We start from the raw sequence: 15,821 nt of genomic DNA, 5'->3' as shown, positions 1-15,821 counted from the left end.
ATGTTATGGTGGTGCAGGCTTGTCGATGAGTGTGTTCAAGCGCGACTGTGCACGCGCCTTCTGTATTTCGTTTATATCCGCTCTTGTCAAGGAAATCTGAAGTTGTTCGATGGCTAAGCTACGTTGACCCTGCAGCAAATAGTATTCCGCTAGATAATATTGGCTGTCCGCTTGCTGTCCCAAAGCTTCCGCTGCCTGGGCCAGCAACCGAAGGCGGTCTGCGTGGCCGGGTTGATCAGACGGCAGCTGCAGAAGCTGGTCACGGGCCTTTTGGGCGTTGCCAGTATCCAATAGCGCGCGAGCATAGGACAGGGTTAGCGGATAGTTAATTGGAAATAACTTTAACGATTTCTCATATGTGTCTAATGATTCGGTTATTTCGCGGGACGATAGCTGTGATTCCGCGAGGGCGAGCCGGTAGGCCGGAACCGTGGGCGCCTGTTCCACCAGGGCGATCAAGAGCGGCAGGGCGGCGGCATTGTTTCCGCGCGCCTTCAACGCCAAGGCCTGACCATAAGTTGCCGCCTGCCATTGCGCGCCGGTTGTCGTTTGACGCTCTTCGTCGAAATGGGCGATGACGGGCGTCAATTCGCGCGTAGTCAAGACACGTAACCGTGCTTTCGTGATCAGATAGGCGTCGCTGCTCTCTTCGAAGGAGGAGCCATAGTTGGCGGCGCGATTTTGCGCCTCGCTGATACGATCCGATGTCACCGGGTGAGTTCTCAGAAAGCCGCTATCGGCCGATTCGTACAACCGATTGTACTGTTGTAGCCGCTTGAAAAAGCTCGCCATACCGCTCGGGTTATAGCCAGCTTCTTCCAGCGTTCGAATACCAATGCGGTCAGCTTCGTACTCATTTTGCAGGGTAAAACGAATTGCGTTTTCGGTAGTCGCCGCCATACCGGCGGAAATAGCAGCTTCCGTCACTTGCGCATCGCCGCTGCTGGCCAAGATGGCCGCTAGGACAGCTGCCGTGGTGGCAATGTTGGCTGTGCGCGTGGCTTCGATCCGGCGTGCGATGTGCCGTTGAGTGACATGGGCGATTTCATGAGCCAAAACGCCGGCGAGCTCGCTCTCGTTAGTCGAAGTGAGAAACAGCCCTGCATTTACCCCCACATACCCACCGGGTAGGGCAAAAGCGTTAATGCTCTGATCACGTGTGACGAAAAAGAAGAAAGGCCCTTGATTGGTTCCGCTGTATGCTGCCAACTGGCGGCCGATATCTGTGATATAGGCCGCGATGAGCGGGTCTTGGACGATCACACCCTGACGGTGAAGTTGCTCGACCACTTGCCGGCCAAGTTGTTCCTCTTCTTGTGGTGAGAGGATGTTGTCGGAGGCCGTCCCCATATCGGGCAGCGCGTCATTTTGAGAAAAAACCACCGCGGGTGTGGCTAGAATTAGCGTGAGTAAGGCTAACAGCGTCACGCGAAAGCGAGATATGGGGTGCCGAACGATTCCCGATGTGCTGGCGGGCTGTCCGGAAGACTTGTCACGATTCACGATGACGGGTTTCCATGGACTCTGCCGAATAAAAAGTTGGACTATAGGAGAGGTCATATTAATGGCTAATTACGATGCCGAACTTGATTTATGCAACATCCCCGCGCCAGCTCACTTGCTGCGTGCCCGCAGAGCGCTCGAGTCGATGGAAGTCGGCCAAACCCTGAGTGTCATGACCACAGTGCCAACCGCCATCAAGGACTTCGAATTATGGGCGGAGCACTCGGGTAACACCCTACTGGAGAAACACGCATTGGCCAACAAGTTTCACCTGGTCATGCTGAAGCGTTAGGATACCGGTCACTCAAAGCGTTTCAATGGCACTGCTTATCTGTATGAGCCTTGGAACGTTACAACCGGCGATAGGTTCAATCGGCCAGGAAATTATGGAATCTATAAGGGCGTGGTTTTCTCGGCTCAGCTCCGACCCTCAGGTGGTTTTTCTGATCTTGAGTTTGGTGGTCGGGATGACCATCGTGCTCTTTTTCGGCGACATTATGGGGCCGGTGCTGGCCAGCATTGTGATCGCTTATTTGCTTGAGGGTTTGGTCGGAATTCTGGAGCGGCTCAAAACACCCCGCTTGCTCGCAGTATCCGCCGTTATTCTTGCCTTCGTTCTGGCGCTGCTTTTCATCACTTTGGCGTTGGTGCCCATTCTGATCCGCCAGATCACTCAGCTGGTTCAGCAGCTCCCGGGAATGATTGAACAGGGACAGCAGTTGCTGATTAATTTACCCCAACGTTATCCGAACCTTTTCACTGATGCGCAAGTTCAAGCGCTCATCGCGGAAATTGGCGAGGACGTCAATAGCTTCCGGCAGTATGTGTTGGCCCGCACGCTCTCGTTCGGTTTCGGCCTGATCACCATGATGGTCTATACGGTCTTGGTGCCTGTTCTGGTGTTCTTCTTACTGAAAGACAAAGACAGAATCTTAAGCTGGTTTCAAAGTTATTTGCCCTCCAATCGGGGGCTGGCGGTCACCGTCTGGCGAGAGGTGGATACTCAGATGGCGAACTACATCAGAGGTAAGATCGCCGAAATCGTGATCGTAGGATTTATCGCCTTCGCAACGTTCCGAATATTGGGCTTGGACTACGCCATGCTGCTAGGAACCCTGGTGGGTTTTTCCGTGCTGATACCCTACATCGGGGCAGCCGTGGCGACCATTCCGGTATGCGCTGTGGCTTGGTTCCAGTGGGGGTGGAGCGTCGAGCTGTTTTACGTCACCTTGGCTTACGGCATCATTCAGTTTCTGGATGGCAATATCCTGGTGCCGCTGATATTTTCCGAGGCAGTGAACATGCATCCGGTAGCCATTATTATCGCCGTGCTGTTCTTTGGCGGTGTATGGGGATTTTGGGGCATTTTTTTCGCCATTCCCTTGGCTACCTTGGTCCAAGCGATACTCAAAGCCTGGCCTCATCACATTGCATCGGGTGTCGTGACCGACGAAACGGCCCCCTAGTGAGCTCAAGAATAACCCGCCGTGCTTTGGTCTGCGGCAATCCTGGTTCCCAATCGGTGCTGCGAGCCCGCTGTCGGCTTAGCAGCACCGTTGGGTGGGAACAGACGAAATCAAAGTGCGTCAGAGGCGAAATCTGCCAAGCGTGATCTTTCGCCCCGCAGCAAGGTGATATGTCCGCTGTGGGACCAACTGCGAAAATGATCCACCACGTAGGTGAGTCCTGAACTGGTTTCGGTCAGATAGGGCGTGTCGATCTGAGCGATGTTGCCCAAACAGACGATTTTGGTCCCTGGTCCGGCGCGGGTAATCAAGGTTTTCATCTGTTTGGCAGTCAGGTTTTGCGCTTCGTCGACGATGATGTAGCGGTCGAGAAAAGTACGCCCCCGCATAAAATTCAGCGACCGGATTTTCACTCGATGGCTGAGCAGGTCGTTGGTCGCCGCCCGTCCCCATTCCCCGGCTTGATCGGTGTGAGTGAGCACTTCCAAGTTATCCATCAACGCACCCATCCACGGCGTCATTTTTTCTTCTTCCGTGCCCGGTAGAAAGCCGATATCTTCTCCTACTGGAATGGTAACCCGGGTCATGATGATTTCGCGGAAACGATTCATCTCCAGACATTGTGTGAGACCGGCGGCCAAGGCCAGAAGGGTCTTTCCCGTGCCGGCCGAGCCGAGCAGGGTGACGAAGTCCACATCGGGGTCCATCAGCAGATTCAAGGCGAAGTTCTGCTCTCGATTTCGCGCATGAATGCCCCAGACCGGATTTTGTTGACGATAATCCCGGAGCATCTCGATGGTGACCTGATCTTCGCCAGCCTCGCGGACCACAGCTTCGAACCCTTGGTCACCCTCCAGATATAGACATTGGTTAGGGAACCATCCGCCACACCCGGGACCGTTAACGCGATAGAAGGTCCGTCCTTCCTCATGCCAGGAATCCATGTCCTTGCTGTGCGTATCCCAGAAATCCGGCGGCAAAGCTTCCCAGCCGGTGTACAGCAAATTGACGTCGTCCAGCACCTGATCGTTGTAGTAGTCTTCGGCGTCGATCCCCATCACCGTGGCTTTGATGCGCAAATTGATGTCTTTCGAGACCAGCGTCACGCGGCTGTCGGGATGCTGCGCCTGAAGACCCATCACGGTCGCGAGAATGCTATTGTCCGGCTTGTTGCCCGGCAGGTTTCCCGGTAACTCCGCGAGTAAGGGTTCGGTTTGAAAAAACAACCGCCCGCCGCCCACCGTAAAGCCGTTGCCGGTGAGCGGTGATTGGCTGAGATCGATCCCGTCGCTGATTTCTTCTCGCCCCTTGCCGCGGATCAAATCGTCCAGGAAGCGACTGACCTGGCGGACGTTGCGCGCCAATTCAGACATGCCTTTCTTGGCGGCGTCGAGTTCTTCGAGTACCACCATGGGGATATACACAGCGTGCTCTTCGAAACGAAACAGCGCTGTGGGATCGTGCATTAAGATATTGGTGTCCAGAACAAACAGGCGAAGATGCGGAATCTTGGTTTTTTTCACAACGGCCTCTAAGTCGATATGCAGTGCACGGAGAACAGGGTCGTGTTTTTCACTCTAGGTATTGATATCAGCGATGGTGTCGAGCACCTCCTTGGCGTGACCTTTGGCTTTTACCTTACGCCAGATCTGCGCGACGGCGCCTTCGGGGTTGATGAGAAAGGTGCTGCGCTCAATACCGAGCACCTTCTTCCCGTACATGTTCTTTTCACGGATGACATCGAACACCTGGCAAAGCACCTCGTCGGGATCCGACAACAGATCGAACGGGAACATCTGTTTGGTCTTGAAGTTCTCGTGTGATTTTATACTGTCGCGGCTGACGCCAAAGACTTGGCTGTTGAGCGCCTGGAACTGATCATGCAGGTCGCGGAATTCTTGTCCTTCCGTGGTGCAGCCAGGGGTGTTGTCCTTGGGGTAGAAATAAATCACGGTGAATTTTCCTTTCAGATTCTCTTCCGTGATGGTTTGTCCGCCGGTGGCGGTGACGGAAAACGAGGGTAGTTGATCTCCGACATCGATTTGGCTCATGGCGATTCGCACTCCTTGGCTGGGGAGGGGTTGCGCCCATTAGTGACCGATAAGACGCACAACCCATCCGATGGGCTCTGCCCGCTTGTGGGGCGTCAGACCCCCAAGGTAACATGGCACTCTTTCCCAGGGAGCCCGTGATGATTCAAGGCAGCATCGTCGCATTGGTCACACCCATGCACGCCGATGGCGGTGTGGATTGGGATGGCTTGGCGCGACTGGTCGAATTTCACATAGAAAACCACACCGATGCAATTGTCTCGGTCGGTACGACTGGAGAGTCCGCCACGCTCAATTTCGTTGAACACCTGGAGGTGATCCGGCGAACAGTCGAACTGGTGAAGGGACGAATACCCGTCATCGGCGGAACCGGCGCCAATTCGACCACCGAGGCCATCGAATTGACGCGGGGTGCGAAAGAAGCCGGTGTGGACGCCTGCTTGCTGGTCTGCCCGTATTACATCAAACCGACCCAGGAAGGCATCTATCGCCATCATCGGGCGGTCGCCGAAGCGGTCGCGGTCCCGCAAATACTGTACAACGTGCCCGGCCGCACCGCCGTGGATATGAAGCCTGAGACCATTGTCCGCCTGTCGCAGGTCGCCCATATCTTCGGTGTCAAAGAAGCCACCGGAGACATCTCGCGTGTCGGGGAAATTCTGAGTCGCAGTCGTGATGGTTTCATCGTGTACTCCGGTGACGATGCGACGGCGGCCGAGGCCATATTGTCCGGCGCGAAAGGCGATATTTCCGTCACGGCCAACGTGGCGCCCCGGTCGATGCACGATCTTTGCGCTGCGGCCATGACCGGTGATCGGGAGACCGCAATGGGTATTGATCAATCACTGCGGGGGCTTCACCGGGATTTGTTCGTCGAACCCAGCCCCATTCCGGTGAAATGGGCCTTACACAAAATGGGGCTGATCGAAGAGGGAATCAGATTGCCCTTAACGCCGTTGACCGCGGAATCCCGACCTAAAGTCGTGGCGGCATTACAACAAGCTGGAATTGAAGTGTGAGTCGATTGAAACTGTTGATCCCGTCGTCCATCGGTTTGCTACTCGTCGGCTGTGCGAGCACGCCCGAATGTAACAATGGCGATATCTATCTCGACGCTCGAGAATATCCGCCCATGGTAATTCCGGAAAATGCCAGTTTTCCGGCACCGGACACGACCTGGGATATCCCACCCGCTCGGCCGGTGGCCGAGGGAGCTGACATCCGCAAGCGCGCCGATGGGCGATGTCTGGACGAGCCGCCGCCGTTTTTGGATGAACCGGCCAGCCCCTGAACCTTTCGCGACAGGGAGAGCCATACATTGCGCCGGGCGCACGGTGTGCGTTAATCTTGCGCCCTCGTTAATGCCCTGGCGACGACGAAACCCGCGTGGAGAGATGGCCGAGCGGTTGAAGGCGCACGACTGGAAATCGTGTATACGGTAATACCGTATCGAGGGTTCGAATCCCTCTCTCTCCGCCATATCTCGCCGCGAGCTGCCGAGAAGAGCGGAGATCGATATTCGCGGCTATTTGGCTCGGCCAATATTAACGAAAAATTGACATTTCACTGTTCTATGGTGGCTCCGATTGGTCCCCTCGCGACGATAAACTGTGAACCCCGTCAGGCCCGGAAGGGAGCAGCGGCAGCAGTGGATTCGGGCGCCGGGGTGTGGCTGGTCGGGGCTGCCTCCCCAAATAGCCGAGTTTGGTTGGTCTGATTACGCACCAGCGGTGCAAATCCGTGCTCACTGCATACCGTGACCTATCGATTGGGCTAGAATGTCGGTTTGGTCACACGGCGGCATCGGGCTGCCTCATAGTTGTTCACCGATGAGTTATACGGTTCTTGCGCGCAAATGGCGTCCCCGCAGTTTTGCCGAATTGGTCGGGCAGGAGCATGTTGCGCGTGCCTTGTCCAACGGTCTGGAACAGCAGCGACTCCATCACGCTTTTCTATTCACCGGCACCCGTGGGGTGGGTAAAACCACCATTGCCCGCATCCTGGCCAAGTGTTTGAACTGTGAGCAGGGCATGACCGCCACACCGTGCGGCGAGTGTGCAGCCTGCCAGGATGTCGACGCGGGACGTTTTATCGATTTGATCGAAGTCGATGCGGCTTCCCGCACCAAAGTCGATGATACCCGGACGTTGCTTGACAACGTGCAGTACGCACCCACGCGGGGGCGCTACAAGATTTATCTCATCGACGAAGTGCACATGTTATCGACGCATTCTTTCAACGCGTTGTTGAAGACGTTGGAGGAACCCCCGGAACATGTGAAGTTTCTGCTTTGTACGACAGACCCCCGTAAGTTACCCATCACGGTACTCTCGCGGTGTCTTCAGTTTCATCTCAAACGACTACCGCCCGATCTTATTCAAACGCAGCTCAAGAAAATCACTGATGCAGAAAACGTTTCAGCCGAGCCGCAGGCTTTGGCGCTGATTGCCAAATCGGCCGATGGCAGCATGCGTGATGCATTGAGTCTGCTCGATCAGGCCATCGCCTTCGGCGCCGGAAGGCTGGTGGCGGAAGAGGTGGGCAGCATGTTGGGGGCGATTGACCAAACGCAGGTCCGCGGATTTCTGGACGCACTGATCCGGCGCGATGCGAAAGCTTTGCGCGATTTGTTGACGCGGCTGCGCGAACAAGCCGTTGACTATTCCGGTCTGCTGGACGAAATCGCCAGTACGCTCCAGCAAATGGCGTTTATTAAAACACTGGGTCAAGGTTCGGATGCTGTAATGGAATCGGGCCTGATTGACGATCTGGCAGCGGCTATTTCGCCGGAAGATATTCAAGTCTTCTATCAACTCTGTCTGATCGGAAAGCGTGAGTTGCCGCTCGCGCCTGACCCTGCTGTGGGTTTCGAAATGACGGCCCTTCGCTTGTTCGCTTTTCACCCGATGAAGAACACGACGCAGACACACACCGCGTCGCCATCGGCTCCGGTTGCGCCCAAGGCGCCCCAGCCAGACCCCACTTCCAGACGGCGTATCCCGGGCAAGGGCGAACAACGTCAGTCGGCTGCTGAGCGACCCGACGACCTACCGCAACCGATGACCAAGTCTCCAGTAGGAGATGCCGCCGGCGATGACAACTGGTCATCGCAGCTCGAAAAACTGCGGTTGGGGGGCATGACCCAGCAGTTGGCGATGAACAGCACCTTGAAATCGATGCAAGGCGATCACATCGTTCTTCAACTGGATCAGGAATTTTCGCAGCTGCAGACCCCGGTCGCAGTGGAGCGCTTACAGTCGGCGCTACGGACGCACTTCAAACGACCAAACCTGGCTTTGAAAATTGAACTGGCTACGCTGGAGTCGACACCGGCTCGCGTCGAAGCCGCCGCCCGTGCGCAGCACGAACTGGAAGCCCGGGAGGCGGCGGAACACGACCCCAACGTTCAGCTGTTGCAAGAACACATGGGTGCGGAAGTAAAACGGGTAAAACCCATCGATTAGCGCCCCGGCGCTGACGGAGAAAACACCAATGAGTAGCCCTTTTGACAAATTGTTCAAGCAAGCCCAGCAGATGGGCCAAGACATGCAGCAGGCAGCCAAAGATCTCTATAACCTGGAAGTCACCGGCGAAGCGGCTGGCGGACTGGTCGAGGTGGTGATCAACGCCCGCCGAGAAGTGCGTCGAGTCCAAATCGACGACAGCGTGATGGACGACAAGTCGATGCTGGAGGATTTGATTGCCGCTGCCTTTAACGACGCCGTCCATAAGGCGGACAAGATGCTCAGTCAGAAGGTCGGTGGTATGGCCCGCGGGTTTGGCGGACCCAGTGGGAGCTAGCGACCGGTGAGTGTGTTTTCGCCTCGTCTGGCTCAACTGATCGAAGCCTTAAGGCTATTACCCGGCGTGGGTCCCAAGTCGGCCCAGCGCATGGCCTTTTACCTGCTCGAACGCAACCGAGATGGGGCCAAAGCGTTGGCCACGGCCTTGTCGACGGCTGTTGATACCATCGGTCATTGTCAGTCCTGCCGGATGTTCAGCGAGAACGATTTGTGTCCGATCTGTAGCAATGAGCGTCGGGATGCTTCCATGATCTGCGTGGTGGAGACGCCAGCAGACGTCTTGGCCATCGAGAATGCCGGATTTTATCAAGGGCGATATTTTGTGTTGATGGGGCATTTATCACCACTGGATGGCATTGGGCCGACCGAGCTTGGCCTGGATCTGTTGGAGCAGCGATTCGCTGGTCCGGTATCCGAAGTGATCATCGCCACCAATCCGACGGTCGAGGGTGAGGCGACAGCACAATACATCGCCGAGATCGCCCCCCGACATGACGTCAAAGCGTCGCGAATCGCGCATGGCGTCCCGATGGGGGGTGAACTGGAATATGTCGACGGCGGGACGCTGTCACACGCTTTCAGCGGAAGACAAACCATCCACCGCGATCCGGTTTCGTAATAGACCTCAGGTACAGCAGGGAGAGGGGTGCCTACATGGCTGACTGTATTTTTTGCAAAATGCTAAGCGGTGAGATACCTGCCAAGGTGGCCTACGAAGATGAAGATGTGTTCGCCTTTCATGACATCAACCCCCAAGCGCCGACGCATATTCTGGTGATTCCGCGCAAACACATCCCAACGATCAACGATTTGACGCCCCAAGATGGCGAATTGGTGGGGAAACTGTACTTGGCCGCGCGACACATCGCGCAGGAAGTCGGCATCGCCGATCGAGGTTTTCGCACGGTCATGAACTGCAATTTGGCTGCAGGGCAAACGGTGTACCACCTTCATCTGCACCTGTTGGGCGGTCGGCAGATGACTTGGCCGCCGGGCTAAGTAGGACGCGAGTTATTCACTGATAGGCGGTAGGGACTTTGCGTGCCTCGCCGTGGGTGCGATTAAGCCTTTTGGCGGGGGCCGTTCACCGGTCAGGTTAGCTCGCGTACCAAGCGCAGGTAACTCTCATAACGGCGGGGTGATATGTCCCCGGATTGCGCGGCATCCCGTATGCCACATTCCGGCTCGTCGCGGTGGGTGCAGTTGTGAAATCGACAAGGACGTTGGGAGCAGAATTCAATAAACCCCTGAGCAATGTCCGAGATGGGCATGGTCCAAAGCTTAAAGTCCCGGACTCCCGGAGAGTCCAGAATATCGCCACCGCTCGGAACGTGATACAGAGTGGTAGCAGTGGTGGTGTGCTGACCGGTCCCCGTGGCCTCGGACAAAGCGCCGACCTTCACCTCGCTGCTGGCAATCAGTATGCGGGTCAAGCTGGACTTACCGACACCCGATTGTCCCACCAGAATGCTGAGATGTTCGTCGATCGCTTCTTTGAGCCTCTGCAGACCGATCTCTCTGGGTACGGAGACCCTGTGGACGGCGTACCCCAATGATTCGTATTCATTCAGCAGCGACTCGTAGTATGGAGCTTGCTCCGAGGTCACAAGATCCCATTTGTTCAGGACGAGCCGCGCACTGATGCCTTCCACTTCCGCGGCAACCAGATAGCGGTCGATCAGAAATGCATCCGGGGCCGGCTCTGGCGCAATCACCACCAACAGTTGGTTGACATTGGCGGCCATGACGCGTTTCCGATGACGCCCCTGGGGGCGATAGAGTGCGCTCGCACGGGGCTCGATGGAGTCGATTCGGGCGGTTTGTGTATCCGCCATTTGGTAGCTCACCCAGTCGCCACACACCGGCAGCGTCGCGCCTCTGCGTGGCTTGGCGCGTATCAATTCACCTTGGGTGGTCTCGATCAGTAATTCGGCGCCAAAGTTGACAACCACCCGTGCCCGGTTGGTCGCCCCCGAGTTTTGCACTGGCGCCATGAACTACTCGTCTTTCGGAATCAAGGCGTCTACCTTTGCCGCACAGATGAAATCGTTCTCCGTCAATCCGCCCACGGCATGCGTTGAGTAACTGATATCCGCCTTGTTGTACGTAAAAGCGATGTCGGGGTGGTGATCTTCCTGATGTGCAATCCACACCACGGCATTCACGAAAGCGGTGGTTTGATAGTAGTTTCTAAACTTGAATGTCCGTTGGATGCGCGTACCGTCGGCACTACGCGTCCAGCCGCTGTCGAGCTGCGCCAGATATTCGCGAGCCGTGGCGTCGTCCAATGGTGGCACGCCGCCTTCGCAGGGTTTACATCGTTTGTTTCGAAAGTTGGTCATAGGCCCGCTCGTGTTGTTGGTCCTTCCGTGAGATGAGAGAAAATACCATAGCCGGGCCACGGGTATTACCTCTTTTTGGACACGTAAACAACGTCAATACGGCGCGACATCTCGCCAGTGTTTCAGAAAGCTGACCCCGCGTCCGGTTAAAAACAGAGGCTTTAGCGGCGTGGAAACCGCGTAAATCCGACGGATCGGGGTGTCTCGTGATGGTTTTTGGAGCGCACTTTAGCGGATGATTTCGATGTACCAGCGGGGTTCGATTCTCCCCAAGTCGGTTCGGATGTGGGTTTTAAGTGTTTTGCTTGAGTCCAGCACATAGCTGTGCTGGCCTTCCCGCACAAATACCGCCCAATGCCAAAAGGGTTTCTCTTTGATCAAACGCCATTTGGTCGCCAGTAGCGCGCAATCCGGTAGAGACGTCCAGCTGACGAATGTTGATTCGTCGGGTGCCGTGCGGATTCCGAGTTCGGTCAACAATCTGCGAATGGGATGTGTCTGGGACCACAACGCCGAATCTTCGGCATAGATGCCGAGGCGATTCGCAATCTCCTTGGCACGCGCATAGGAGAGGCCGGCCAAGGCTGCGGAGGCCGCGATTGCACATCCCGTTTTCTCTTCTTGGACGACAGGCTTTATTGTTTTCGACATGCTAAGGGTCTCTTCGTCCAAATGACGTTTTTAAGGCGGTATGGTGGGTTTCCGACCCAATCCTGAAGCGGTTTCGCATCCGGATTGCCAGACTAATCGGATAGTGGGGGTTCGTCTTTGGCTTCCAAAACGTACGTTGGCTTCCCGTCAATACTATGAGTATTCCGTTCACGCCAATATTCCCGAATACCCGACTCGCCTTTCTTGTCGGCCCATTTCGTTAACTGGTCGCGCTCGGAAACGTAGTCGAAGTAGGGTACGGCGAAACCGCATGACGATTGGACGAAATCAACCGTAACGTCAAATATCTGCCGTGCGCCGGGTATCTCTGGGAATAAAGGATAGAGCTCGGACCACTTCGCGTCGTAGGCGTGTACACATTCGGCCTGTCCGTACAGGCGAACGATCAGTGGGTTGCCGCTAAACGCGGTAAACATGAGCGTCATCCGAGGGTTTTCTTGCACATGAGCTGCGGTTTCGTTTCCGCTACCCGTCAGATTAAGCCAGATCAATCGATTTCCGTTGAGAATCCTGAGCGAATCGCAGCCTTTGGGCGAGACGTTGACCCGCCCGTCCCAAGCGGCGGTAGCGACAAAGAATATTTTTTGCGCTTCGATAAAAGCTTTCAGCCGCTCGTTGATGGTGTCGAATTTCTTTCCCATGTTCCCGCCATGGCTTCGTTGGCGCCGGCACGCGTGGCGCATTATTCGTAGTTTATCTGTTGCTGATTCGGCGTGGTCCGACTAAGGCGGTACCCTCCACCTATTCAATCGGTTAGCGGTTGCGGTGTTCCGCCGGAGCGAGCTGGATGAGCGGTTTTGGGCGCCCAGTGTGATAGCCCTGTGCGTAGTCGACGCCGATTTGTTGAAGATGGTTCAGAATCTCCGCCGATTCGACGAATTCCGCAATGGTCTTCTTGCCCATCACATGGCCGATTTCATTGATCGACCGGACAATCGCGCGGTCCAGAGGATCGTCCCCGATATCTTTGACGAACAAACCATCAATTTTAAGGTAGTCGACCGGAAGGGTTTTCAAGTAACCGAACGAAGACAAGCCACTGCCAAAATCGTCCAAAGCAAAAGAACAGCCGAGCTTTCGTAGGGCGTCGATCAACTGGGTCGCGATGGCCAAATTCGATATGGCGGCCGTTTCGGTAATCTCAAAACAGATCTTCCGCGCCAGTTGAATCCGCTCACGCATGGCGTCCCTCAGGAAATCGTGAAATCTCGGATCGCCCACCGTCACGCCAGACAGATTGATGGTCATGAATCCGCTCAGCGGTATCGCGTGGGGATAACGCTCCAACCAGTTAAGCGCGTTGTTTAGAACCCAGCGATCAATATGGGGCGACATCGCATAGCGCTCGGCGGCTGGAAGAAATGCACCGGGCGGAATCAGGTCGTTGCCGTCGCGCAGCCGGATCAGCAATTCGTAGTGGTGGGGATCTCCGGACGGCTGATCGGTTGTCACAATCGGCTGCGCTTCCAGTACGAACAGGTTATGATCCAGCGCCCGCGTCAGGCGCTGCACCCACTCCATCTCACCGTGACGCTGGAAAATGTCGCTATCGTCAGACCGATAAACACAAACTCGGTTCCGGCCTTGATCCTTTGCGGTGTAGCAAGCGGCATCGGCTGCTCGAAGAACGTCGGTGACGCTGGTGAACTCGGGTTCTGAAATCGCAACCACGCCAATACTGGCGCCGAGACGAAAGTTTTTGCTGTCCCAATTGAAGCGGAATTCCGCAACCGTTTCGCGCAGTTGCTCGGCGAGTTCCACTGCTTCGTTGAGTGGGTAATCCCGGAGGATGACCCCAAACTCGTCACCGCCGAGACGAGCGAGCGTGGCACTGCCAGGGATGATTTGGGTCAACTCCCGGCTGAGTTGCCGTAACAGTTCGTCGCCGGCAATGTGACCCACCGTGTCATTGACCAGTTTGAACTGATCCAAATCCAGATAGCACAAGGCCGCCTGGTTAGGAGCGGCGGAGGCATTTTGCAGGATTTTTCGTAGTCGATTCTCAAACTCGTATCGATTGATGAGTCCGGTGACCGCGTCGTGGCTTGCCTGGTAGGACAGTTGCTCGGAGAGGCGGTGTTGCTCGGAGATGTCTTCCATCACACAGATGTAGTGGGCGCTCTGCCCATCCAGGCTGCTGATCGGCGTTAGCGCAAGATTTACCCAAACCGTTTCCCCCGTTTTTTTGTAGCAGCGAATCTCAGCGTGATAACGGGTTTGTGGCTTACGTGCCAGGGTAGCGAGCGCGTCCAGTAGTGCCGGGGTGTCGTCGGAATGCGTAATTTCCTGAATGTGTTTGGCCAGAAGTTCGGCGTCGTCGAAGCCGGTGATCTCGCGCATCTTTTGGTTGCTGTGCAACCATCGACCATCGGTGCTCAGGTGGGAGATTCCCACGCCGGCTTGTTCGAAGGTCGCTTCGTAAAGGGTGACGCTTCGCTGTAAGGCCTCGGCCGAGCGAACCCGCTCGATCGCGATTCGAACCAGATGTCCCAGGCGATCGAGGAGCGCCAGTTCGTCTGCGGTTGGCGATTTGGGTTCGCGAAAATACACCGCAAAGCTGGCCAGAACTCGACCATCGGCGGCGATAACCGGTGTCGACCAGCACGCCCGCACACGGGCCAGCTCGGCGAGCTCTTGATAGTCCGCCCAGAGCGGGTCCGAACGGATGTCGGTAACCACCACCCGCTCTCGCCGAAAGATCGCTGTTCCGCACGAACCGACGGCGGGGCCGACTGCCGTGCCGTCCACGACTTGATTGTATTCGTCAGGGAGGTAGGGCGCCGAGCCATGAATCATGTAGCCTCCGTCCTCGGAGACCAGCACGATTGAAGAAATTGATCGCGCGACGACTTCTTCTACCAACTGATTGATCTGATCTAACACATCAGCCAATGGCGTGGGCGAAGAAATGCTGGCGAGAATTTTATTTTCACCCGAACGCAGCGTTTCCTCGCGATATTGTTCAGAAACATCACGGATCGTCGCTTGAAGTAATTCGCGGCCGGAAACAGGGAGTTTCACCAAGCGTACTTCGCTCGGGAAAATTCGTCCGGTGAGATCTTTTAGCCAGCAACTCAGTATTTGAGTGCGTCCGTCGAGCGCGGTTTCGAACACCCGTGCCACATGGCTTCTGGACAAGCTGCCGTCCGGTTGGAATTTAGGGAATAGCGAGTAAAGCGGTGGTTCCGGCCAATCCGAGCCTTTCTCGGCCTGCAACAACTGCCGCGCACGGGCGTTGCCTTTGACCACCAGGGCACGATCGATATCGATCAGCGCCATCGCTTCCGGTGCCAGCTCAAACGTCGCTTCGTACAAGCGATCGTGTTCGAGGCTTTTTTCGGTTGCTTTCGCAGGTCTATTGTTACTAGCCTTCATCGCACTCAGATGCTTCGCTCGATGGTCAACGTCATGTGTTCTTCTCGTCGTGCTCGAGTTTATACGGTGATATTGTCACGCAAACGTTCGCGCCAATGCGTTTCGGGTCGGGCGGGCTTCAAACTTTTAAATCGTCGTCGTTTCTTAATTCTTGATCTCGGGCGGCGGTATCATCTCCGTCCGAATGATAAGAATATGGTCGTGTTTTTTTATTCCAACAAGTGAAACGCGCGGAATATGCGTTGCGGCGACTATCCGTGATCCGTCGGTTGCGAGACTACCCGGACACGGACCATACCCCAGCTCTGCGGAGCACCTCTTCGGCCGCCCTGGTTTTCCGCTTTGGCCGATTGACTAATCGGCTGCGCTAGCGTCATATCCTAGGGCGAGCACGACATATGACTTGACCTGTGCGTTAGGTACAAGTTTTACCATGAGTTGGCGATACTCATGCTTTCTAGGCCAATAGATCATGACTTTTCGAAGACCAAAATTAACCCGTCGCCGTTTTGTGGCGGGGCTCGCCTCCGGCGGCGTTATCGCCGCTTATGGCAGCTTGTTACCTGCCTACGCACGCACGGCAACCTGGGGCACTGCCGCCACAGTGGC

The 15,821-nt window shown here is 55.8% G+C and carries 16 protein-coding genes, 1 tRNA gene and 1 other RNA gene; 10 read left to right on the top strand and 8 right to left on the bottom strand.

Annotated features, from left to right (window positions below):
* Window positions 1–3 precede the first annotated feature (3 nt).
* On the bottom strand, window positions 4–1,503 hold the full coding sequence (locus SVU69_01105) for a M48 family metalloprotease (GenBank protein MDY6941592.1): 1,500 nt from the start codon (window positions 1,501–1,503) through the stop codon (window positions 4–6).
* Between the two features lie 61 nt (window positions 1,504–1,564).
* Between SVU69_01105 and SVU69_01100 the strand changes: the two genes are divergently transcribed.
* Window positions 1,565–1,795, top strand: coding sequence for a sulfurtransferase TusA family protein (locus tag SVU69_01100; protein MDY6941591.1), 231 nt, complete (start codon window positions 1,565–1,567; stop codon window positions 1,793–1,795).
* A 94-nt stretch (window positions 1,796–1,889) separates the two neighbouring features.
* Window positions 1,890–2,969, top strand: coding sequence for an AI-2E family transporter (locus tag SVU69_01095; protein ID MDY6941590.1), 1,080 nt, complete (start codon window positions 1,890–1,892; stop codon window positions 2,967–2,969).
* Window positions 2,970–3,079: 110 nt separating this feature from the next.
* Here the strand turns inward: SVU69_01095 and SVU69_01090 are convergent, their stop codons facing one another.
* Window positions 3,080–4,435, bottom strand: coding sequence for a PhoH family protein (locus SVU69_01090; GenBank protein ID MDY6941589.1), 1,356 nt, complete (start codon window positions 4,433–4,435; stop codon window positions 3,080–3,082).
* Window positions 4,436–4,546: 111 nt separating this feature from the next.
* Window positions 4,547–5,020, bottom strand: a complete 474-nt coding sequence (locus SVU69_01085; protein ID MDY6941588.1) for a peroxiredoxin — start codon at window positions 5,018–5,020, stop codon at window positions 4,547–4,549.
* Between the two features lie 140 nt (window positions 5,021–5,160).
* Here SVU69_01085 and dapA point away from each other — a divergent pair, with 140 nt between their 5' ends.
* From dapA to SVU69_01045, 8 genes are all read left to right on the top strand, one after another.
* Window positions 5,161–6,039, top strand: coding sequence for a 4-hydroxy-tetrahydrodipicolinate synthase (gene dapA / locus SVU69_01080; protein MDY6941587.1), 879 nt, complete (start codon window positions 5,161–5,163; stop codon window positions 6,037–6,039).
* The gene (locus SVU69_01075; GenBank protein ID MDY6941586.1) at window positions 6,036–6,311 is read left to right on the top strand and encodes a hypothetical protein; all 276 of its coding nucleotides are present in this window, start codon (window positions 6,036–6,038) and stop codon (window positions 6,309–6,311) included. Before dapA ends, SVU69_01075 begins: the two co-directional genes overlap by 4 nt.
* 97 nt (window positions 6,312–6,408) lie before the next feature.
* Window positions 6,409–6,499: transfer RNA gene (locus tag SVU69_01070), tRNA-Ser, on the top strand.
* 105 nt (window positions 6,500–6,604) lie between these two features.
* Window positions 6,605–6,701, top strand: an RNA gene (ffs, locus tag SVU69_01065) — signal recognition particle sRNA small type.
* 148 nt (window positions 6,702–6,849) lie between these two features.
* Window positions 6,850–8,484 carry a DNA polymerase III subunit gamma/tau gene (dnaX, locus tag SVU69_01060; GenBank protein ID MDY6941585.1) on the top strand — a complete coding sequence of 545 codons (1,635 nt, stop codon included), beginning with the start codon at window positions 6,850–6,852 and terminating at the stop codon, window positions 8,482–8,484.
* A 28-nt stretch (window positions 8,485–8,512) separates the two neighbouring features.
* Window positions 8,513–8,821: a YbaB/EbfC family nucleoid-associated protein gene (locus SVU69_01055; protein MDY6941584.1), complete on the top strand. Its 309-nt coding sequence runs from the start codon at window positions 8,513–8,515 to the stop codon at window positions 8,819–8,821.
* A gap of 6 nt (window positions 8,822–8,827) precedes the next feature.
* Window positions 8,828–9,442, top strand: a complete 615-nt coding sequence (gene recR, locus SVU69_01050) for a recombination mediator RecR (protein MDY6941583.1) — start codon at window positions 8,828–8,830, stop codon at window positions 9,440–9,442.
* A 35-nt stretch (window positions 9,443–9,477) separates the two neighbouring features.
* Window positions 9,478–9,822, top strand: a complete 345-nt coding sequence (locus SVU69_01045; protein MDY6941582.1) for a histidine triad nucleotide-binding protein — start codon at window positions 9,478–9,480, stop codon at window positions 9,820–9,822.
* Window positions 9,823–9,914: 92 nt separating this feature from the next.
* Here the strand turns inward: SVU69_01045 and rsgA are convergent, their stop codons facing one another.
* The 5 genes from rsgA to SVU69_01020 all read right to left on the bottom strand — a co-directional run bounded on the left by rsgA (window position 9,915) and on the right by SVU69_01020 (window position 15,152).
* Window positions 9,915–10,817, bottom strand: coding sequence for a ribosome small subunit-dependent GTPase A (gene rsgA / locus SVU69_01040; GenBank protein ID MDY6941581.1), 903 nt, complete (start codon window positions 10,815–10,817; stop codon window positions 9,915–9,917).
* A 3-nt stretch (window positions 10,818–10,820) separates the two neighbouring features.
* Entirely contained in the window at window positions 10,821–11,165 is a 345-nt protein-coding gene (locus SVU69_01035; GenBank protein ID MDY6941580.1) for a 4a-hydroxytetrahydrobiopterin dehydratase, read from the bottom strand.
* 228 nt (window positions 11,166–11,393) lie between these two features.
* Window positions 11,394–11,816 carry a hypothetical protein gene (locus SVU69_01030; GenBank protein MDY6941579.1) on the bottom strand — a complete coding sequence of 141 codons (423 nt, stop codon included), beginning with the start codon at window positions 11,814–11,816 and terminating at the stop codon, window positions 11,394–11,396.
* 92 nt (window positions 11,817–11,908) lie between these two features.
* Window positions 11,909–12,478 (bottom strand): pyridoxamine 5'-phosphate oxidase family protein, encoded by a 570-nt coding sequence (locus tag SVU69_01025; GenBank protein ID MDY6941578.1) that lies wholly within the window; start codon window positions 12,476–12,478, stop codon window positions 11,909–11,911.
* Window positions 12,479–12,590: 112 nt separating this feature from the next.
* Window positions 12,591–15,152: an EAL domain-containing protein gene (locus SVU69_01020; protein MDY6941577.1), complete on the bottom strand. Its 2,562-nt coding sequence runs from the start codon at window positions 15,150–15,152 to the stop codon at window positions 12,591–12,593.
* Window positions 15,153–15,821: the final 669 nt, after the last annotated feature.

This window comes from Pseudomonadota bacterium, assembly GCA_034189865.1.
Lineage (GTDB): Bacteria > Pseudomonadota > Gammaproteobacteria > UBA5335 > UBA5335 > JAXHTV01.
This window is presented reverse-complemented; position numbering and strand designations above follow the sequence as displayed.